The sequence below is a fragment of the Halorubrum miltondacostae genome (assembly GCF_041379815.1).
In the GTDB taxonomy this organism is placed as follows: domain Archaea; phylum Halobacteriota; class Halobacteria; order Halobacteriales; family Haloferacaceae; genus Halorubrum; species Halorubrum miltondacostae.
Genome location: NZ_JBEDNY010000006.1, coordinates 25,918 through 47,431, shown reverse-complemented (window position 1 = coordinate 47,431; position 21,514 = coordinate 25,918). Strand labels below are relative to the sequence as shown.

Here is a 21,514-nt window from a genome sequence, read left to right as displayed (position 1 = left end):
CTCCATCTACGCTTATTGACTCTCAAAAAAGATCCGGGCAACATGCAGTTCACTGTCCGCGGAGTGGCAGTCACGGTTACACCAATCATTCTTCTTACACTCGCTCTTGGACTTGGTATCGCGGGGTACGGTGGGTACGATTACGTCCAACAAACAGATGCTGTGAATAATGCTGTTGCCGTCGAAACAGCTGTCGTTGAGACGGAGATCAGTAGATCAGAGGGGCGCCGATTTTACTATCGAATTCGGGTTGAACATACCTACGAGTATCAGGGCGACGAGTACACGAGTAACCAGGTATTTCCCGGCTCAGCGAAGCCGATGTATACCGTCCGGGATGACGCAGCACAGATTCTTGAGCCATACGAACCAAACACAACGACAACTGCCTACGTTGCCCCCAACAGTCCCAGCAGAGGATTCCTCAAACGGCAAAGAACACTTGCTCCGTTCAAATTCATCGGGTTTGGGAGCTTCATAGCAGTCTTAACCACGCTTCATGCGATTGGTGCGCGTAATCCTGGCCAAAATACGGGGATCGGTCAAACAAGTGAACGGGAAATGTCCCACCACGACACGGTGTTCGGGGGCCAACGAAACACGCTATATCGGGTTAGTAAGCGTCTCTTGTTGGTTACTCCGGTCAGCTTTCTGATTTCACTTGCCTCCGTAGTAGCTCTCTTGTTGAACTCGTCCACAGCAGCAGTACAGGCCAGACTGACTGATCCTATTGGCTTCGCGTTACTCACCGCCGCTCTATCCGTGCTCGGATTTATCGCTGGACTCATCCTCTACGGGAGTTGGTCGTTCACCGAGTACAGACGGCTGCGGGAACAGATACCGGACCAGCGCCCGCCAAGCCCGTTCCGGCACCCCTCACGACTCATTACAATCCTGTATACCCGTGATGGACTGGATGCCTATGGACGTCGAGTGAAATTAACCGGGTTTGTATTTACTGTAACAGTGCTCTTCGTCGGTATTATCGGCTTTGTCCTTGTTACGGCAGCGTGAGAGAAGAAACCGAGACTATCTCATCTTTCTAGGATGATAAATTATACATATATTGTTTTTGTAACAGAGAAAAACACACAATATATTTTCGCAGAAATGATGGAAACCACATAGATTGGGGCGTTTCAATCCTAGAAACGCGGCTCTCCAGACTATTAGGTCGTTTGCGTATGAACACCTATGCCATCACGGTCAGGAACTGTGACGGGAACCACTCGTAGCGAATCACTCCAGTTCAATGTTAGTGCTTTTTGGGCGATTGCATTTACCGCGCTACTATTCGTACACAATGAGGTCCATGAGATTTCACATACCGGAGTTGGCCGGTTAATCTGTGGAGCCTGGGGTCCGCGGAACTTCAACAGTTGGCAGCTTGCGTGTCGAGAAACGCCAGAAATCGTCTTAGCACCGATTGCCGGTCTCGTTTTTAGTTATGGGCTGATGTGGATTGGCTATTATGTTATAAAAGCGCTCGACAGTCCGTCAAAAAAGTCGGTCGGCCTATGTCTCATTTTTGCGGCAATGCCTTTCGGGCGGATATACACAGTCGCACAGTCTGGCGGCGATGAAATGGTCATTCTTCGGGGTGTTTTTCCAGAAATGAACTCGCTTCTCCGCCTCGCGATCGGACTGAGTATTGTGTTGGTGTTTATTATCCCGCCATTACACCAGGCCTTCGTGACGTTGCCACACCAGCGGCAGTTAATGGCTTTTGTGGGCTTTCTGCTGGTTCCGTACGTATTGTTCGAGATTATCGTTCTGAGAGTTGCCAACCCACTACTGGAACAGGGCGTTTTAGCGAGTACGGGCGTTCTCGGTTCACCGGTATTTGTGAATGTCTGGACCGGGTTCTGGGTACTCATGTTGATATTGTCTTGGCAGCATCTCCCGACTATCCTCATATCTCACGACGGAGCATAGGGGAGGTACTTCTAACTTGTCTTCAGGTCGGTCATAACCGCTTTCTGACTATCACCAAGCACAACAAATCGGGTTGATCCATACTGTTGCCAACCCCGAAACTATGCCTCACACCTTATCATATTCTCTCAGTCACCTGCTTGTGATGCGCTGGTCTAGACGTCGTGCCCTCCGACTCCTCGCTGGTTCGGGAGCACTCGCTGCCACTGCTGGGTGTTCTGGATCAAGAAGCCTTGATCAATACTCGCTTATCGCAGCCAAGCTAAACGTATCATCGTTGTCAGGCCTCAGTCAACGGGAGTTCCTCTGAGATGATCCAACGGATATCCGCGCAACCACACGGGTTGATTTCACCGAGAACACCAAATCACAGTACATTGCTGAATTGTTTGATACTGGCAGCGTCACTGTCCAACAGTGGCCGCTCGTCTGGCAGGTGTCATGAGGGGCCGACACTGCCCCAAGACCGACGTTCTTGAAACACGACGGCCGGTTTATCAGGTCTCAATTGCTGATGAACGGTCTCTCACCCGTGAACGCTGGAACTTTGCGGTTACACGTGTGGAAGAACCGCCACCGAGTGACGCAGTGGTTGCGGAGACTCCCATTGGCCTGTCACCCCAAGACACTCGCATTGTTGGGGCGACACTATCGGCTGTCTATGCGGACGCGGATGATTTCCTTGGTGAACCTGAATTTACGGAGATCCAGACTGTTCAATATCATCAGGGCCTCAATCCAGAGGATAGTGACCTAATTCCGTCTCCCCCATTTGATTTTTTGAAAGACCAGAATAGCGAGGAGTATTATCGTCCAGTCACAGAACAACGCTCCGTCCGTGTGCCGGAGTGGACCTACACGGTTCAAGATCTCACAGGTGGCCCCGCATACTCCATCTCGTATGCGGAGTCTGAGATTGTGAACCGCCAGCTGGATAGTGGTCTCTCTGCCGCCTCACAGACCGTTGTTGATGATGCCATTAGTGACGAAGACCCACGCCGGTATGGTGAGAGCGCCCCACCGTCGAATGAGTTACTGGAAGTCCTCGAGCGGTTGGAGATCGCTGCTGATCTTGAACCGATCGAAGCGTACTCAGATCGGGTTGATTTCGATCACGTCGCTGCCACATACCAAGACTCCACTTACACGTTCAGTTTGGTGGTCAATCCACAATGTGAGGGGCTACGAGGGCCTGACTTCACAATCGTATTCCTGGATTCATCGCAATTGTATCTCACTGAGAAACTCCCCGTTAGCCGGTATGAACCTTGATACAAAATAGCGATGTATGTCACAACAAGTAAGACTGGTCCAGAATCCGCTCTTCCGATTAGGAATGCCCACGATAATATCGTTAATCGTGGCTGGAGTAAGTCTTCGTATTGTCGAGGACCAAACTCTACAAATCGTACTGCTCCTAGTAGCGGCGCTTGTTCTCGTTTTCACTCCACAGATACTGAGACGATCTGCCCGTGATGGCTAATCGTTGGGCCAGCGAACCTAGCCCGACGGTTACCTATCTGTTTCCTTCCCTTGGCCGAACAAAGACTGGCCGCCAGGTGGGAATTTTCTCTTAAGATCCGTCATAATCGCTGTGAGTCAAGAACAGAACAGCTCTCGTTAAGACTGACGACAAGCTCCTCATCGTCAACTCTGACAGTTACTTGTGCCGTTGGTAACTCGCCATCAGAGATGGACACTTGACTCACCGCCGCAAGGTCATACGGTCCAATCTGAGCGTCGCGCGGGCCAAGCCCGTGCTCGGCATACAGTGTTTCGACAGCATGATGGCCCAGAATTGTGTGCGCGAGGGGAATCGGGTAAGACACCCAGCAGGCGTCACATTCCGCTGTCGCGTACGGGAGTTCTTGATACAGATATGACGCGGGTACCGACTGACGAGGAAATGACAAGCTTGCCGCCCCCCAGCAGTGCGGGCACACCCCGTCGCGTAACAGGCGGACATCGCACGCGTGCTTCTGTAGCGAACTGTCGATGATTTCCTGTAAGGTTCGCGTTTCAGCAACCTGTGGCGGTGACGGATACGCGACCGCAGCACCGTGGTCTGGACAGCCGATGTACAACTGATGGTTCTGGTAGACCGCAATCAGGTGCTGATCGCAGTGTGGACAATCATACGCAGTTTCTTGCCGGGCAATCCCCTGCTCTCCGTCACTCGCTGCTTTGTTATAACTGCCGGCGCGAATAGCGCTCACAATTTCGAGAGCGGCTACTTGGGGTCGGTACCGTCCGTCAACCTTCTGGATGAATGTCTCTTGAAGCTCTGACAAGTGATAGCTAAATCGGCTCGTATCATCGACGCCCACTTGCTCTCGTAATTCGGAGAAGGTCGGCCACTCCGAGGACCACGCCTCCTCGTACTGGTCGGCCAGCGTGAGCAGAATCTGAATCCGTGTCTCGTCGGTCAGGGCCGCGTATCTTGCTTCTCGGACCGAACTATCGCTTGTCATTGGTACTCGCGGTTGCGATTCGATATGATCTGTTATCTGACCTGTTTCTAATTCAACTTAACGGTCATCCAGATAACACTTACAATCGATCACCCGCTGTCAGTGTGTGTGGTTGAACTGCCCTCCACTCTGACGACGGTTCAGAATCGACTCGGTAACAAGGCTGGTTTCGCTCGCACAGGAGCATTTCTCGCCCTCATCGTATCGGCGACGATAGTTCTCAACTTGGTCGCCTCACTCGCTGTAGTGACAATCATCGGTTCAGACGCAGGGAGTACAGTAACCTTCATCGCGGGGGCTACTGGAACTGAACTCTCCTTCTTACTGATTGGGGTTGGTTATCTCCGATACCGTACGACGTTTGATCTGCCGATTCAGCAACCGGACCGAACAACCGCTTCTTATGTGCTTGCCGGACTGGTCGCGAGTTTTGTGACAGCGTTTGTCTCACTCGGGATTACCGATGTGCTTCTTCCTAGTATTGAATTCTCTCCGGGGTACATGAAGTATACGAATCTTAACACACCAACTGGTCCGGGGCTCGTCCTCGCCGTTGTTTTGTCATTGACGGTGATTGGCCCGATTGAGGAGTTCTTTTTCCGTGGCCTCATCCAAGGTCGTATTGAAGCAGTTCTCCGTCCGACCGGTGCGATAGGTGTCGCCGGGCTCACGTTTGCGCTCTTTCATGTCTACCCAGTTCTACTCCTATCACCCCCTCCAATCGTCATTGCCCACATGACTGTCTACTATTCGCTCATGGGCATTGTCTTCGGGTGGGTGTATCATCAGACGGATACTCTCCTCGCGCCTGTGCTTGTCCACGGGGTGTTCAACGCCGTCATATTCACCATTCCGTTGTGGACGTGAGCGGTGGTCAGTACGGGATTCAGCAAGTCCTACCGCCCCCTGTTTCTCTTGACGAAACACTGCGACGGCATTGATACTGTTTCCAACACAATTCGCAGCCAGCCGCCAGCCGGAGGCGGTCCCTGATAAGTATCCGGCTCTTGAGCGCCCCCGACCGCTCCCCCCCCCAACGGGTGCTCACCCGTTCCCCACGACGCTGTATCGAACGCTCGGCTGGCAGGACAGCCATTCACCGCATCCAGCCGTGTTTTCCGGGCTTTGACCCCCATTGCCGCGAGTTCCTCGACCGCGGCAACAATCTGTTCGGGATGAATGTTATCGATCCGGTCAGTCAGGGCCTCGGCATGGCTCCGGATCATGTTGAGCCGGTTGCGCAGGTTGGCTGGGAGTTCCGCAGTCTCGTCGACCAGTAGTTCCTCAATTTCTTATCGAACTAATCTTCTATTCTAACCGAAGAACTCGAAGACGTCATTCCACATCCAACCGAAGGTATGTCCTCATCCTCGTACATCTGAAGCGGTACTGTCTGGACGTCTGGATAATTAGACTGAGACCACTCGTTGATTCTGTATTATTAGCCAATGTCTACATCTTGAAGCACACACAAATATTATTGAAAACAAAGTGATGTACGTAGCACAAGTAGTCTACCCGCTCACATTGGCTAGTACAAACATTATGACGGGCATGGTACTATATTACCTCTCTGAGCCGGGTCTTGCGGCACTACTCGTCGTGGTCGGGATACTTGTCATACTCACCTTGGCAGGAGGCACTCTCAAACATCTCCTCCCTGTACACAGCGATCAGCATTGATTCTTTTTTTATGATAGACACCGTGAATTTGATACCGCGACGGCAGAGTCAAATAATGGTCACAGCTACTTTCGGGCTCTTAGATGTGCTTACAACTGCCTCTCGGCAGACGCTCCGTGCTCAAGAGACGGATAGCAAGTCAGTCAGCAACGTCATTCAAATATGAATGGAAAATCAACGTCTCATGGCACCAGAGACAGTCGTATTCCAGATTCGGAATTGGTAGCACTAATCACAGCGAATCTCGTCCCGATCGTGGGGATCGTCGTTTTCGATCTGTCTGTGTTGGGACTGCTGACGTTGTACTGGCTGGAGTTCGGCGTTGTTTGTTTTTGGGCAGTCGTTCGGGCAGTATTCGCCGGGCGGCCAATGGAGCGGGACAAAGACCCGCTGCTGTTAGGAGCGCTCGATGAAAAGAGGGCTTCAATTCCGGTCCCAGTAGTTGATGCTGACATCCGGGTGATGACGATTCCGACACTTCTGTTCGTGACCCCGATTCTCGCCGGATTGTGGATATTTGTCGGTGCTCTCGTTGTTGGGCCTGTGGCGAGCGTGAATCCGACTGCCGAACCGTCAGCATGGATCATTGCTGGTGCGTTTGGAATCTTCCTCGCAGCAGGGTGGCGGACAATCAATACCTACTTTTGGGATGACGGGTATCAAGATCACAACGTCGCCACGGCCCTCCAAAGCGCTCTGACGGAGGGCGCAACAGTGATCGTTGCGAGTGTCGTCGCGCTGCTCGCCGCAGCCATCTTTGTTACCAACAGCGGAGGTGGAGCGGGTGCCCGAACAATCGAACGCGTCGCGACTGGGCCACTCGTGATTGTCGTTGTCTCAATCAGGCTCTTTACCGACATAGCCGGGTACTACTATAACGGTCGTCTTGGGGCTGGACTGTGGTCACTCGTTGGTCGCGGAGACGGATACGCTCCCCCGAATTCTACGACGATCGACACAACGCTGTCAGAAACTCCAACAGCACTTCGTCCGTCACTTCTTGGACGACTGGTGCCCACCGCATCACACTTCAGAGGACATCCCGGGCCGTGGCTCCTCTCGCCGCTCGCCTTTCTCGCCGCGTCAGTTGCCGTATCCGATGGCTCCATTCGAATCGCAGTTGGATTCGTCGTTCTCGGGATCGGTATCCCCCTCACATTCGTCACGCTGGACTACTGGATTCGGTACGCTGGTATTGAATACCAAGTCGATTCGAACGCTATTGTTGCCACCGACACGCTGTTTCGAACACCTCTCTGGCGATACGAATCGCTTCATAATGGTGAGGTTCGAGTCGAACGTGACGCTGTTGACAGTTGGTTGAACACCTCGACGCTAATTGTTGACCGCGGCGACCGGCCAACCAAGCTACCACGGCTTGCTGATCCGACTGCGATCACACGCGTCCTTGCTGAGGCAAGCGAGGTTGACAACACCACCCGTGATTGGAACGCTACGAGTGACGACCAAGACTCAATGGTTGACGTTGGTACCGCATTGTTGCGGTTAGATACCGCATCGTCCACTCGGATGTCACTTCTATCGATGGGCCTGTTCGGGGCTGTCTCGCTAATTGCGATAATAGTATCTGCTCAATTTGAAGGTAGCGTCGCAGCCGGCGTGTTCGTCTTCTTGTTCACTACGATCCCGTTCGCTTTGCTCATTGCTTATGCTATCAAAAAATGACGAGTCTCTGGATTTTTATGCTATCTCGCACCGGTTTCAGATGTAGAAACGTGACGGTAACACTTCGACACGATAGCTGCTATCCTCATCTAAGGAGGAAAAATGCGATCAAAAGAAGCAGCGCTGTTGGTCTGGCTGGTAGTGACGTTCGCTATTGGGACAGTGGTATTTTCACCATTGACATCCTCCCGCGCCTAAAGACGCGGGAATCCACGAAGTGGATATTCAGGTTGCGCGTTTCCTCAGTTCTCAAGTACGCTTTCGCGTGGAACGTCAGCGGTTGCCACCGAGTTGTGACCAGCGGTGTGCTTTCCAGCGCGTGTAGCCCTGTCAATGGGGCCTTCCTCCCCGCATACAGCGAGCGTCAACGACGGCTGGCTATTCAACCAGCGAGGTAGCACGGTTCGCCTCACCCGAAGTGTTAGGCCGTACATGGTTCACCCTCCCGTTGCGCGATATTCTCCGAAGCGTTCAGGTCGGCGTGGCGTCCACGTCCGCACTCCGAACACAAGAAGTGGTCGCCATCGCGGGTTCCCATCGAACCACACGCAGAACATTCCTGACTGGTGTGGTACGCATCGACCTTCTCGACGCGGATACCAGCACGCTCGGCTTTGTACGTGATGAACTGTTGGAGTTGGTGGAAATGCCACGAGTGGACGCCCGACCATGAGCTGTTCTCGCGGATGCCTTCGAGGTCTTCCATCCGAATGACGGGGTTCTCGAACTGTTCCGCGAACGTGATGAGACGGTGGGAGAGTTTGTGATTCAAGTCTTTGATTCGACGCTGTTCTTTGTCACCCACACGGTTGCGTGCGCGAAGCGCACCTGCCTCCGAAAGCGAATCGCGTAGGGAACGATATTTGCGTCGAACGTACTTCGCCTCACCACCAGACACCAGCATAGACCCACCCTCACCATGAGCTGTCACTGCGAGGATATGCTGTTCGCCAATATCGACACCGATGGGCGTCTTATCAGACGTGTCGGCGTCGTACTCAATGTTGAACGTACAGAACCAGTCGTCTCCACGGCGGTAGACCTGAAGCCGAGTCTTGTCAGCATCGTCTTCAAGCAATCGGTCCACGGGGTCGGCAATGTCGTCGTACACTTCGATAGGCGTGTACCACCACTGAGAAACACACGGGAAGCCGACAACTACCGTACCGTTCTCGGTTGTGTCGATCGCCCAGTTCTGGTTGTTGACAGCGAACGGTTGGCTCTCTCGGTAGCGAACCGCTCCATCCTTGCTGTGGTCGGATTTCGCCTCTCGGATGGCTTGGTTCTGGATAGCCGAATAGAGCGGGTTGTCGATGCTGGCAGTGGTCACAGACTTCGTGAAGTCACCGTTTTCCCACCCGTCGACACAGAATTGCTTGGTGTCACGGTAGAGACGGGAGGCGTGTTGCCACTCTTTGCGCCGTGAGAGGGATGGGTTATGAAACTTCGCGGTGACTGTCACCGTGACCATTACAAATGTAATAATATGCTATTTATTAAGTATCTGTTGGAATATCAGGCCGTGCTATCGACAGTGGAGTGTGTGGCTGACTGTCGGATTCATCCTGACTCTAAAGGGTCAGGCATTCTCCTCGGTACTCTGTAAATGGGCTTGCGTTTTCGGTCCCAACAACCTGGGCGTTGTGGGCACTCTTAACAGATCGCGGGAAGAAGTGAGCAACGGCAGGTTGAGAATACGAGAATTATCTTGCTTAGATTTGTATTGTGTAATAAATATGGTTGCTCGGAGTGCTATTGGATAATGGAGTATCCAATCATCGGTACCAAGACATGACTGAGCCGGCCAGCAGGGTTATCCCAACAAGTACCAATACTCCACTAGTGCGCGTTGACTTATTAAACGGCATCACCCCAGCTCCTATCGACACAATTCCGACTACAAATGTCAGAAATTTCCAGACGCTATTTGGAATCAACTCGACGGCAACGTCGAGAAGTAGTTCAAATAGGTCATCAATCATGCGATGGTGTATAGCGTCTCTTCATTGGGTTGAATAAAACGCGAGGGACTGTTTCTGAATGAGCAAAGTGTGCTCGACAGATAGGCAAGGTGAGCGCCTTGAGGATTGACCCCAAGGTGAAGCCGACACTCATACGTCCTCTATTCATTCGATATAGCGTTCAACTCGTTTACCGATTCGCTGTAAACTGTAATCAAGGACGGCCTGTGTCACGCAATTCAAATCGCGCCGACGGCGACATCGTCCAGGACTTCCTCTCGGTTGCGGACCTGCTGGAAGAGCCGCAGCTGGCTCAGTTGTACACGTACCTTGCTCGGGAGGGCGAGGCGACAGTCCAGAACCTGTTGGACGACCTTGAGTTCGCCCAGGGGACGGCCTACAGCTACGTTAACCAACTCGTTGACGCCGGTGTTCTCGATGTCATCGACGGCGGGCAGCCACGTCGGTACGCTGCCCGGGAGATCGACCTGACCATGACGACGGCCGCCGGTGACCGCGAGTACACGATCACGCCGGCGCTTATCGACGCCGTCGGCCGCCGCGAGAAGAATACGGACATCGATACCCACATCGACCGCCACAGCGTCGCCGGCCTCGCGACAGCGCTTACCCATGCGGTTGATCGGGAGCGTGGTAAGGTGACCTACCACCTGATGGCCGGCGACCTCGATACCTCGCTGTTGGCTGTGGAGATGATTCTGTGGGCACTCCGGCCTATCGTCCACGGGCACTACGACATTGAGGAGGCTGGGGCGGGGTTCGACAAGGTGGACACCAACCATTGCGATGTGGCTGATTGCGCGTGATTATGGACATTTCAAGACTAAAACCCCGCTCTTCAGATCGGGGAAGATGTCAATGGGCGCCACAACCCTTCTTACTCGACACTCCTATGAGTATATATGAAGCTGTATTGGCACCGCCGGACGCTTCAGCCACGTCCGAATCCAGCGCTTTCGGCCGCTTTCTCTGCTGCTAAGCAGGACGATAGTCGTGTAGTGCCGGTCTTCGTGCTTGATGATGCGATTTTGTCACGCGCCAATGGGCTGGGGGTCGCGTTTATGCTCGGGTCACTCCGCAACCTTCGAGACTGGTACCGAGACCATGACGGTGACATTGTGATACAGCACGGCGCTCCGACCGACGTCTTAGTTCGTCTTGGGCGGACTATCGGAGCCGATCAGGTCGTATGGAATGACGATCAGTCACAACTTGCTCGTGAGCGTGACCGTGCGGTTCAGCGTGCTCTCACTCGCGCCGGACTCGCCTACACGTCCGTGTCACGCAAACAGCAATCAGCCACACCGCTGCCATCGAACCCAGCGGGGAATCTGGCCAACCCAGACGCATTGGGGATTGAGACCAAACCAGTGCCACGACTCTCAGATCTTGGGCAAGACGAGTACGACACAGCACCCCTCACAGTTGGTACTGACTCTGCTCGAAAGCACTTACGAGCCCTATCGAACGGAACAACGTATCGTCAATCTGACGATACTGGACAAGATGTCACTCGGTCTCGGATGGCACTCGATCGAGCCTGAACGTACCCTTCCACGGTGGAGTGCGCTTGATGATCGCGAGACGGCTGTCATCTGTCGAGGCGACGAGTGAACGCATAGACAAACAGCGCGATGAAAAACGCGCCAACGAAGCCTTCAAAACTGCTGATCACGGCAACGACTTGCGTCGTATCTTGTGGTGGCGACCCGACGATGAACGTGATAAAACTCTGAAAGCTGAAAAGGACCGAATCCGCAGCGGATGTCTCGGTCCCCCCAACGATCTCATAGAGGGCTGCGAACCCGATGACAGCCCCCATCGAAGTGCCAATCACTCGAAGCGGATATTCACCGTAGCCGGTTACGATATTCAGCGTCATATTTCGCACCCACGCGAAGCCGGTTTTCAGTCCGTCTCCCTGCCTAGTGCTCACGAGATCGGCAAGGTGTTTCCGGCGGTAGGTCATCTCTTTGTAGTAGAAGTGGCCGGCTGCCGCCGTATTGCCAACCTGTTTCGCACCGTTTTTCGCGTTGAGATAGGTTTCCCGGAGCGCCGCCGGCGACGGGGACTCACGGCTGTCGTCAGGCAGTAGCGACACATCGAAGACGCTGTGGAGTCGCCACCCTGCGCTTTCCGGATCCAGATCGTCACTTTCGAATTCGAACCCGTCAAAGTTCGTCGAGAGCAGTCTGATATGTTCAATGACGGGCTCATTATGGGGTGTCGTCACGGCGACATCACCTAACGTCGCTTGCTGGGCGTCGTACAGAATTGCTCCCTCGTCGGGTTGGCCGAGTTCACCAGCGTCAATTACCGATCCCGAGAGATCAACGAATTGAGTGGCGCCGTCAATCTTCTCTGGCGTCATCTCAAGCGTCTCCAGTGTTGCCCCAGAGAGGTCCATTGGGCCTGAGGCTGTGACACCAGAGAAGTCGGTCGTGCGCTCAAATTCGGCATCGATGAAACTGTGCGGGCCGTCAAACTGTGCGTTGATGAAGTCGGCGTCGTCGCCGAACTCTCCGAGCTTAAAGAACGCCTCGTCGTGGAACCGTGCCTGCGAGAACCGCACGTAGTTATCGAAGTCGACGCCTCGAAAGTACGCGTAGCCTTGGAAGTCAACGTCGCGGAAGTTCGCGTGTCGTCTGAACACAGTGTACCAAAAGTAGACGTCATCGTGGAACGTGCCGTGTTTCACATTAACCGGCCGATCGAAGGTTGCGCCCCTAAATAGAGCCGGGCCCTGAAACTCAGCGTCACGCATCCCGACGAACCCGTTGAATTGGGCGTTCCAGAACCGCGAGGCGCCCTCGAACGTCGCATGAGAGAACCGAATCTGTTTGTTCACCCGTGTGTCAGTTAGGTCAACCCCGGCAAGGGTTGCGTGTGCGAGGTTAATCCCGTAGTTCGTCCCTGGATCAACTGTTTCGCCGGCGATGTCGAATGATTCGAACGTCGCATCGATGAACTGGAGTTTCCGGCGTTTGGCGGTCCGAGAGGCGAGTTCCCGGGACGCCTCGATTCGCTGGAGGAACTCCGCCGTGACATCGAGCTCTGGAGGTCGGTCTGCGACCGGGAGATGAAACGGGCATTTGTCGAATCCAGGCACGACCTCGTGGGGGCACGACCACGTACCGTCTTCGACGCCGGGCACACCCTCATCAAGGAGCCAGCGGTTTCGGTCGTCACCGTCGTCGCCACTCCGCGTATACCCACGGAAATCGGGGTAGTCTGGCGAGAACGTGTGCGAGCATTGCGTGCTCATTAGCGGCTGTGTTCTGACATCGGCATGCGTTCGATCACTCAGGTGGACTCATGTAAATTGGTTCGAACGCTATAATCATTCGTCCTAGTCGGTGGACGACGCTTGGAATGTATGCGTGTTGAAACCGTAGGGTTGGGCGAACGCTCGGCCTGAAATTCCATGGTGGGATTCCTGCGTTTTCAGGCGCGGGAGGAGGTCAAAACACCGACACTCCCACGCCGGGGACTCCGACCGTATGACAGTCAACACGGCGGTCGCGCTCGGTCGATTCAACGGCACCACTAACCGGCTAACATACCCTCCGCTTCCCGGGAACTAACGTGGAAGGTCCAATCCCCATCTTAGGGCAAACCTTTCCGGACCCCAGAGCCGATCGTTCCCGAACCCAAGACAGATCCTTTCCGACCCGAACAGAGGTGCGAGCAGAACTTGAGCGCAATCCAGCTGCGCATCCTCGCCACCCATGAGCCAAGTCGATCGACACCTCACTTTCGAACGTCAGCCATTCTTGATTCCGCTCACCAGCGCCACAATTTTGGACACTGTTTCGACCGGCTATCCCTACATTTATCATAATCTGTATGTTTCAGCCGGTGATTCGATAGTGCTTATTACCAGACAGCGTGGTGATTCCAGGTGGTCTATGTTTACTACCGGAATTACCAAACGGCAGCGGAATTCCGGGGGTTCGTGTTTAGCACCACCTCGGAACCGATCATGAACGACGCGCAACCGTAATTACCAGACGGAGTTGTGATTCGGGGGGGTCTGTGTTTAGTGCCGAAATTACTGGACTGCGGCGGGATTGCGGGGGGCCGTGTTTAGCACTAAATCACCTCGCTATTTTTGCGTAATTACCAGACGGCAGCCGATTTGCGGGGCACCTATGTTTAGTTATGTATTCAGTATGTCATTTTGGCTAATTACCAGATAGCGTGGCGATTCGGGGGGTTCGTGTTTAGCTCAGCACCACAAAAATGGAGCGTGTGCGTTCAGAAACACGCTCAGGAAGTTTTAGAGACTCTATAAAGAACGCTTCTACCACCGTGTACGTTCGGCCGAATTCACACAAATAGGGTTCAGGGGAGTTGAACATCAGTAGATGGCCACGGAGTGAGAGAAGCAGGGCGGAGCCGAGAAGCGGACCGGGAAAAGCGGGGGAGACGAGCGACGAACGAGAAGTGGTATATCAAATATATGATAGTGGGTGGAACCCTAGCGGGCACGGGGTACCCGGAGGGGGTGATTGGCGCAGGAACCGACTGGCGAACGAGGGGCGACAAGAAGCCGCTGACAACGAAACGTTGAGCGGCTGCACTGACCCGAGCGCCGATCGCTGTCGACAGTCACACACACAGCTACAGCAACCAGAACACGATGTCTCAATCACTGAAGCCGGCGGGCTCCCGAGGCTTAACCACTCGTCTGTCTTCCCACGGAGCAGCGGCGTAAATCACGCTGGCGGCCACCCCATCTCGTCTCACACCGACTTCTCGTCGGGGGCTCGTCGATGTCCGTGCCTGATTTGAGCCTACGCCACAGGAATCTCGCGTTCACCTGTGTAACACTGTCGCCGCCGCCGCGAACTGTCGAGCAATACGCTGATTCCATGCGAGGCTCAACAACCCAAGTCACTTACCTACTGCTTTTGCTTCGGGGTTGCTAAACAGTCTGAATACTGATGTTTGCCATTAATATACGGAAATCTATACTTTGACGCAGTTCTGATTTTTATGTCACTCGTGTCTAAACTCACGACTGTATTTATAACAAACTCACTGAATTGAAACTCAGATATTAACGGGACAGATCGCGTTATCTACATTCTGTTCTTTGTGAGTATAATAAGGACTGGTCTACGAGCCCGTCTGATTTCGTCGTTTTAATCCCTGTCTAGCGTGACTTGCTTCAATTCGGATTGATACCGGCGTACATACGACACTGTTCGTCGTCAAATTGAATTAGTGTCTTATCCGCTACAGCGTGATTCGGACACCGACGAAATTTCGGCTGTCGATCCGCCTTGTTAACCCAGTTCTGAACAGGCGCTCAGATCTGATCAAAGCTGAATATCTCAAGAAAAAAGATAGTATTCAAGATCGATAGTTTAGATAGATACCGCCGAATACTGAGCGCTACTACCAATATTTGTGTCGTCTCTTATCTTACAGAATTTATCCCAATCTGGTTGATGATACCGCTAAAACACTCAGTCCGGATGTGAATTGTTCAAACGCTCACCGCATCGGTAACCACTTTCATGTAAAAAAGTTGGCGCAGGTATCCAGCTGTACACGGAGTCAAATTATCTGAACCCTGACTGATGAGATAGATATTACCAGTTACTGGATATTTCTTGAACGTTGGCTTGTCAATCCGTAATCACCGCTGAACTATTTTGCTGGAAATAAAACGGAGTGTTACTTTCTACGCGCGCATTTTCTCACGCACTACGACCTGAAATAACATACTAAGGGTGTTATTTGAGGGCACAAACTGAGTACCAAATCCAAAACGGATCCTGTGAACAATACTCACAGTGGTGGCTGATAACAAGAGACAACTATTTTGAATGGGGGAGTAAGGGGTATACACGCGAGATATGTACACCAAAGTCAATGACGCCGAGCTGTACTATGAATTGCTTGGGGATCCTGCGGATCCCACTATTGTTTCGCTACATGGAGGACCAGGAATTAGTGATCACTCAAAAGGGAAACAAGCGTTTGAGCCCCTCACAGACCAGTACAGTCTTCTCGTATATGACCATCGTGGGTGTGGAGATTCTTCTTTGACACCTCCCTACTCTAATGAGCAATACGCAAAAGACGCAGAGGCGCTAAGAGAGACGCTTGAACTCGGTGACATCGTCCTTATCGGCGGTTCATACGGTGGGTTTATTACACAACAGTATGCCTCACAGTTTTCTGAGCATTTGAACGGGTTCATCCTCCGAGACACTGCCCCGACAAGTGAGTATGAAGAGAACGCATGGGAAAACGCTCGTGAGAAATGGCCACGACTTCAACAACTGGATCTTGGTGTCCCGGAGATCTCTTGGGACGAATTTAGCCGTGTCATGGAAGGCAACGTTAGTTCTGATGCGGAATTCGAACGTGTGTTCCACGGCATGGCGCCGTTATATGCCCCTTCATTGGAGGCATTTGACGAGAGAGCTGCTGAGGCCGCGGCTGAAGCAACCGAATCACGCACATTTCACCACGAAACGCACAACGTGATGTTCACTGAGGAGTACCCGAATATGGATTACCGAGACGCGCTGAATCAGATAGACAAGCCAGCACTTGTGACGGTCGGTCGACACGATTGGATCACTCCACCAGCGGCGAGCAAGGAGATCGCCGACCGGTTGCCAAACGCGCAGTTGGTGATTTTCGAGGAAAGTGGGCACTCCCCAAATCTTGACCAGCAGTCACAGTACTTAGACCGGGTTCGTGAGTTCCTCACCGGAATCGGACATGGAGGCGGCTCATGAACTCGAGTGACCCTGACGTGATGAACATCGCAGAGACGGTCAGTGTTCGTTGGCGGCCTGGGTATCATGGAGCAAACCGACGGCTGACGTATCTCGAGCGTGAGGAGGGCGCAGATGTCGTGTACGACTACCGGTTTGATATCGATGCGTCTGAACGTCTCATCGCATTCGACGAGCGAATTTCGGGTCGCTTTGGTCAATTCGACTGGAACGCTGACGGAACAAAACTGACGTACACTCGTGACGGGCAGATTCGAGTGTTCGACGTCGAAGCGAGCACGGAGAACACACCAGTTTCGAGCGACGGATTTGACGCTGAACCGCGATACGCCCCAACTGATGACCGCTTAGCGTTTTTGTCCGGTCGCGGGGGAGACACTGATATTTGGGTGAGCGAAGACGACGGCAGTGATCTCCGACAACTCACCGATGGAGCAAACCCGTCCGACGAGAGGCGGTGGGCTCCCTCATGGGGCCCACATGGCGATCGGATTGGGTACGTTGCTGCACACGACTGGGGCAATCGTGACTGGGCAGATGAAGTCCACGTGGTCAGCGTCGACAGTGGCCATGATCGTCGATTAACACAGGGGTTATCGACGACCAGCGTCCCAGCGTTCAGCCCTGATGGACACCACATTGCGTTTACGGCGAAACAGGTCGCGGAGCCTTGGTACCGCCACGCAGAAGACATCCACGTCATCGATCTTCGTGATACGTCTCGGGACGTCTTCCCGGTAGAGGCTTCTCACCAGTACAATATTCAACAGCTCCAGTGGGACCCCGATGGGCAGAAGCTGTATTACCCGACGAGAGAGCGTGGATCACAGCAACTCGAGTCGGTGCTGCTTCACGACGAAACGGACGCAGCTGGAGTTACGACCCGGCTCACCGACCACAACGGTGTGTTTGGGAGTGGCGGCGCAGGCGAGATACGACTCTCTCCGGATGGAGACCAGATTGGAGTCCCGTTCGCAACACACGAGACGCCCTGTCACCCTCGAAGTCACCCAACGAGTGGCGGTTCAACACGAGAACTCCGCGATCCTGACGTTCCAGATGACGTGGTCGTTCCAGAGCAAGTTGCCTTCGAAGCCAGCGATGGACTCTATATCAACGCATATCTGTACACCCCGGAAGATGTCTCTGAAAGCGATCCAGCGCCCGCTCTCGTCCAGGCCCACGGTGGTGCCCACTTCCAGTACTCCGACGGCTGGCATCCACTCGAACAGTATCTAGTCGCAAACGGGTATGTCGTGCTAGCTGTCGATTTCCGTGGGAGTGGTGGCTACGGACGGGCGTTCCAGGAGTTATCGATGGGAGACTGGGAGGGCGGGGAAGTCACAGACCTTCGAGATGCGGCTGAATTCGTCCGTGATCGGCCAGACACAACTGACGCCGTGGGAATTTATGGCGGCTCGTGGGGCGGTTATATGACTCTCCACTCGATTACACAGCATCCAGAGACGTGGGATGCCGCTGTTGAGTGGTACGGCGTTGTCAATCAGTTCAGTGACCATGCTGAGGCTGACCGCGTCGGGAGGCTGCTTACAGAACGCGATCTTGACGGGACTCCCGACGAGCGAGAAACGGCGTATCGAAACGCAAGCGTCCACTGGCGTCTCGATAATGTCACCACACCACTTGCCGTGCTCCACGGGAAAGAAGATCAACGGGTACCGATCAATCAGGCCACAGAGCTGAGAAACCACTTTGAGGGCTCCTCGCTACCCTTCACAATCACTGTCTACGAAAACGAAGGCCATGGGTTCAGGGACGCGGCCAATCGGCGCGATGCGGTCGAATCCACGAAGCAGTGGTTTGACCGACACCTCCGCTAGTTGCGTTGCGTCCACCCATAGCTTTATGAATCGTCCCTAATGACTGAATTGTGTACGCATACCATGGAAGACGATAGTCGATTCAATCGGCGGCAGTTACTACAGTATACCGGACTCGGCGGTCTGGCGTTCATGGCGGGATGCGCCGGCGGAACTGGTGATGGAGATAGTGGCGGAGATGGCGGCGGATCCGAAAATGAGTCGGGGTCGAACTCAGGGACCGATAACGACGTTGGCGGGAGTGACATCCCCCGCGGCGGGAAGCCAGTTGTTGGTCTCTCAAACGTTCCTCGTGGATTCAATCCGCTTGTTATCTCTGATGCTGCGGCGTTCGCCATTATCGACCGGTTTTATCCGCAGGCGACCGCTCGGGATCCCGAGGATCCAGCAAACATTGTCGGCTACGTGTTTGAGGATTTCTCCTTTGACTCTGAGGCCCTCGAAGGAACAGCAACAGTTCGAGAGGGATTCAGCTGGTCCGACGGAGAAACGTTCAATGCTGAAGACGTCGCGTGGTCGTTCAATTACTTGATGGATCAAGAGGGGCATCGATACCAACAGAACGTCGCGAACTTCGAATCGTTTGAAGCGACGAGCGAGTACGAAGTCGCATTTACCCTCAGTTCCGAGACCGCAGCGATATTCACACCGGACACCGGCATGTTTGCGGTTCCAATACTCCCCCGTCAAACGTGGGAGGGAGTAGACGATTATGAGCAGTTTGACCCGTTCGAAGAGAACGGAGAACTCATCGGTGCCGGTGGCTGGGAGTGGAATGATTCGGATGAGGGGAATTGGTACGAAATCAACGCTCGCCCGGACAATCTTCCGGACAGTCTTCACGAAGGACCGTACGTCGATCGGCTACGGTACCGTGTGTACGGTGATATGACGTCACTGATTAACGGGCTTACGAGCGGTGATGTCGATCTAACCTACGAGTCTATCACGCCTAACCGTGCGTTCCAACTACAGGATGCTGACTCTGCGAGGGCATTTTCCTCATCATCTCGGGGGTACAACTACGTCGCTCATAACCTCCGACGGGTTCCATTGGATGATAAACCATTCCGTCAGTCTCTTGGGTTCATTTTCCCGTACAACTACCTCGAATCGACACTCAGGCGCGGGCTGACACAGCCCGGATCGTACGCCGCAGCAGGTGCGTATGAGGCTTGGTGGCCAGAGAATCACGACACGCCGATCGAACACGGCCCGTACAAAACTGAAGATGGTCAGCTCGACGTAGAGCAGGCGCGAGAATTCCTCCGGAGTGCTGGCGGCGAACACGAGTACACGTTCGGCTCAGTTGAGTCATCACAAGTCGAAGAGGCCGGTGGCGATCAGGAAATCCGCGTGGACGGAGAGCTGCTCACCGAGGCACACACTGATAACGACGGTAATGGGGGGCAGGGTCCGCTCGGCGTCGTTGTTGCGCCACCGTCGACGGCCCCGGTTGAAGCACAAGCAGTGGGGCGCTTCGTCGAAAATCTCAACAAGGTTGGTATTCCAGCAGAGGCTCGTCCGACGGCAGAAAACAGCCAGTCCTCGCTCATCCGCGTCCAAGAGGACTTTGACATGTGGATGGAGGGCTGGGTGTACATGCCACAGCCGCACTTCTATCTCTCCTTCTGGATGGTAAGCAGCCGGGCAGATGTGGAGAGTAGCAGTGACTCGGTGATGCTGAATCCGATGGGGTACACGAACGCCGATGAAAAGATAGCGGCCGTCCATAACACGTACGACCCAGAAGAACAGAAGCAGGCGGCAGCCGAGGCACTCGCACAGATCTATGAGGACCAGCCGGCGCTCATCACAGAATACCCTGACCGACTCCATGGTGTCTCGAATGCGTTTGAGGGATGGATTCAGCTCCCTGGTGGGATTTCTCAGAATGCATGGAGCTATATTAATATCCGGCAGCCAAGCAACTAACGACCTGAATGGCACGAATAAGTGGGAAATACATCGCGCGCCGGGCGGTAATTAGCGTTATCACCATCTACGCGCTTGCCACTCTCTTATTTGTGCTGTTACATGCGATGCCCGGTGACATCCTCAACACTCTCATCGGGCCGGGAATGTCCCAAGAGCAGATCCAAGATCTCCGAACTCGGTTCGGGCTCAACGAGCCCCTATGGAGGCAGTATATTGATTTCATCACCTCGTATTTAGTCTTCGACTTCGGCTACTCGATCTCGGAGCTTGAGCCCGTGTCAAACCTGATTGGCCGTCGGCTTGTTCCGACGCTGATCCTGTTCGTGCCGGCGTTCATCCTCCAATACGCGATTGGGACGGCAGCCGGGACGTATCTGGGGTGGAACCGCGGGTCCAAATTCGACGTGCTCGGTTTCACTGGGGGGCTGTTCATGTACTCTCTCCCGTTCTTCTGGTTGGCATGGCTGTTGTTGGGGGTCCTTTCGTTCCAGTTGGGTTGGTTCCCAGCCGGACAAATGCTCCCTGCGTTCACCACTGAGTACACGTGGTTTGAGGGGTTGATCAGTCTCCTAACTCACATGACGATCCCAGTGATCTCACTAGCCCTGATCGGCTGGGCAGGACCGATGTTGGTAATGCGGACATCAATGCAGGATGTCGTGGACGCGGATTACATCGACTTCGCTCGGGCGCAGGGATACCCGGAGTCAACTGTCATGACCAAATTTGGCGGGCGAAACGCCCTCATTCCGGTGGCAACGCAGGCAATCATCGGCATCGCATTTCTCATTGATGGATCGGTTATTGTCGAAACCGTCTTTTCATGGCCCGGAATTGGAAAACTCCTGGTCGATTCGATCCTGAACAGAGACCTCCCGACGGCACTTGCCGCGTTCTACGTCTTGGGAGTGTTAATCGTCACGCTACGGTTTATTACTGACATCGTGTACACGTACCTAGACCCGCGGATCACGTTCGGAGGTGACGCATAGTGGGAACGAGTTCTGAGTCGCTCGATCGCCGTGAGGCGATTGAAGATCGACTTACTCCCTTCCTCATTAGTTTGCGGCGGACGTGGGACCAGTTCACCCGGTCTCCGATTGGGGCGATCGGATTAGTGATCTTGGTTGGAATTATCATCGTTGCGGTGTTTGCTCCGTACATTGCACCGCACGCGCCGGACTGGCAAGCGTACGGTTCAAACCCCACCTTCCAAC

Annotated in this window: 14 protein-coding genes and 1 pseudogene; 12 read left to right on the top strand and 3 right to left on the bottom strand. The window is 53.8% G+C overall.

All coding sequences use genetic code 11. From position 1 onward, the window contains the following. Positions 1 to 42: 42 nt before the first annotated feature. The 3 genes from ABNG04_RS14755 to ABNG04_RS14745 all read left to right on the top strand — a co-directional run bounded on the left by ABNG04_RS14755 (position 43) and on the right by ABNG04_RS14745 (position 3,207). Positions 43 to 1,014 carry a DUF3592 domain-containing protein gene (locus ABNG04_RS14755; RefSeq protein ID WP_371163151.1) on the top strand — a complete coding sequence of 324 codons (972 nt, stop codon included), beginning with the start codon at positions 43 to 45 and terminating at the stop codon, positions 1,012 to 1,014. Positions 1,015 to 1,215: 201 nt separating this feature from the next. Next, entirely contained in the window at positions 1,216 to 1,935 is a 720-nt protein-coding gene (locus ABNG04_RS14750) for a hypothetical protein (protein ID WP_371163150.1), read from the top strand. A gap of 441 nt (positions 1,936 to 2,376) precedes the next feature. After that, entirely contained in the window at positions 2,377 to 3,207 is an 831-nt protein-coding gene (locus ABNG04_RS14745) for a hypothetical protein (protein WP_371163149.1), read from the top strand. Between the two features lie 311 nt (positions 3,208 to 3,518). Here the strand turns inward: ABNG04_RS14745 and ABNG04_RS14740 are convergent, their stop codons facing one another. Then, positions 3,519 to 4,406 carry a winged helix-turn-helix domain-containing protein gene (locus ABNG04_RS14740; RefSeq protein WP_371163148.1) on the bottom strand — a complete coding sequence of 296 codons (888 nt, stop codon included), beginning with the start codon at positions 4,404 to 4,406 and terminating at the stop codon, positions 3,519 to 3,521. 108 nt (positions 4,407 to 4,514) lie between these two features. On the opposite strand from ABNG04_RS14740, the gene ABNG04_RS14735 reads away from it, so the two are divergent. Together ABNG04_RS14735 and ABNG04_RS14730 are read left to right on the top strand one after the other, a co-directional pair. Continuing rightward, positions 4,515 to 5,273 (top strand): CPBP family intramembrane glutamic endopeptidase, encoded by a 759-nt coding sequence (locus tag ABNG04_RS14735; protein ID WP_371163147.1) that lies wholly within the window; start codon positions 4,515 to 4,517, stop codon positions 5,271 to 5,273. 978 nt (positions 5,274 to 6,251) lie between these two features. After that, positions 6,252 to 7,775: a DUF6498-containing protein gene (locus ABNG04_RS14730; RefSeq protein WP_371163146.1), complete on the top strand. Its 1,524-nt coding sequence runs from the start codon at positions 6,252 to 6,254 to the stop codon at positions 7,773 to 7,775. A gap of 421 nt (positions 7,776 to 8,196) precedes the next feature. Here the strand turns inward: ABNG04_RS14730 and ABNG04_RS14725 are convergent, their stop codons facing one another. Next, entirely contained in the window at positions 8,197 to 9,246 is a 1,050-nt protein-coding gene (locus tag ABNG04_RS14725; RefSeq protein WP_371163145.1) for an RNA-guided endonuclease InsQ/TnpB family protein, read from the bottom strand. Positions 9,247 to 9,963: 717 nt separating this feature from the next. Between ABNG04_RS14725 and ABNG04_RS14720 the strand changes: the two genes are divergently transcribed. Then, positions 9,964 to 10,563 (top strand): DUF7437 domain-containing protein, encoded by a 600-nt coding sequence (locus ABNG04_RS14720; protein ID WP_371163144.1) that lies wholly within the window; start codon positions 9,964 to 9,966, stop codon positions 10,561 to 10,563. A gap of 96 nt (positions 10,564 to 10,659) precedes the next feature. After that, positions 10,660 to 11,301, top strand: a complete 642-nt coding sequence (locus ABNG04_RS14715) for a deoxyribodipyrimidine photo-lyase (protein ID WP_371163143.1) — start codon at positions 10,660 to 10,662, stop codon at positions 11,299 to 11,301. Between the two features lie 47 nt (positions 11,302 to 11,348). Here ABNG04_RS14715 and ABNG04_RS14710 read toward each other — a convergent pair whose 3' ends face one another. After that, the gene (locus ABNG04_RS14710; protein WP_371163142.1) at positions 11,349 to 13,022 is read right to left on the bottom strand and encodes a pentapeptide repeat-containing protein; all 1,674 of its coding nucleotides are present in this window, start codon (positions 13,020 to 13,022) and stop codon (positions 11,349 to 11,351) included. Positions 13,023 to 15,624: 2,602 nt separating this feature from the next. Between ABNG04_RS14710 and ABNG04_RS14705 the strand changes: the two genes are divergently transcribed. The 5 genes and pseudogenes from ABNG04_RS14705 to ABNG04_RS14685 all read left to right on the top strand — a co-directional run. Beyond that, positions 15,625 to 16,518 (top strand): alpha/beta fold hydrolase, encoded by an 894-nt coding sequence (locus ABNG04_RS14705; protein WP_371163141.1) that lies wholly within the window; start codon positions 15,625 to 15,627, stop codon positions 16,516 to 16,518. Next, entirely contained in the window at positions 16,515 to 18,359 is a 1,845-nt protein-coding gene (locus ABNG04_RS14700; RefSeq protein WP_371163140.1) for a S9 family peptidase, read from the top strand. Before ABNG04_RS14705 ends, ABNG04_RS14700 begins: the two co-directional genes overlap by 4 nt. Positions 18,360 to 18,422: 63 nt before the next feature. After that, positions 18,423 to 20,294, top strand: a complete 1,872-nt coding sequence (locus tag ABNG04_RS14695) for an ABC transporter substrate-binding protein (RefSeq protein WP_371163139.1) — start codon at positions 18,423 to 18,425, stop codon at positions 20,292 to 20,294. A gap of 8 nt (positions 20,295 to 20,302) precedes the next feature. Further along, a complete protein-coding gene (locus tag ABNG04_RS14690) occupies positions 20,303 to 21,289 on the top strand; it encodes an ABC transporter permease (protein WP_371163138.1) in 987 nt (328 codons plus the stop codon). Further along, positions 21,289 to 21,483, top strand: a pseudogene (locus ABNG04_RS14685) (hypothetical protein); the annotation flags it as partial. The gene ABNG04_RS14690 and the pseudogene ABNG04_RS14685, both read left to right, overlap by 1 nt. Positions 21,484 to 21,514 lie beyond the last annotated feature (31 nt).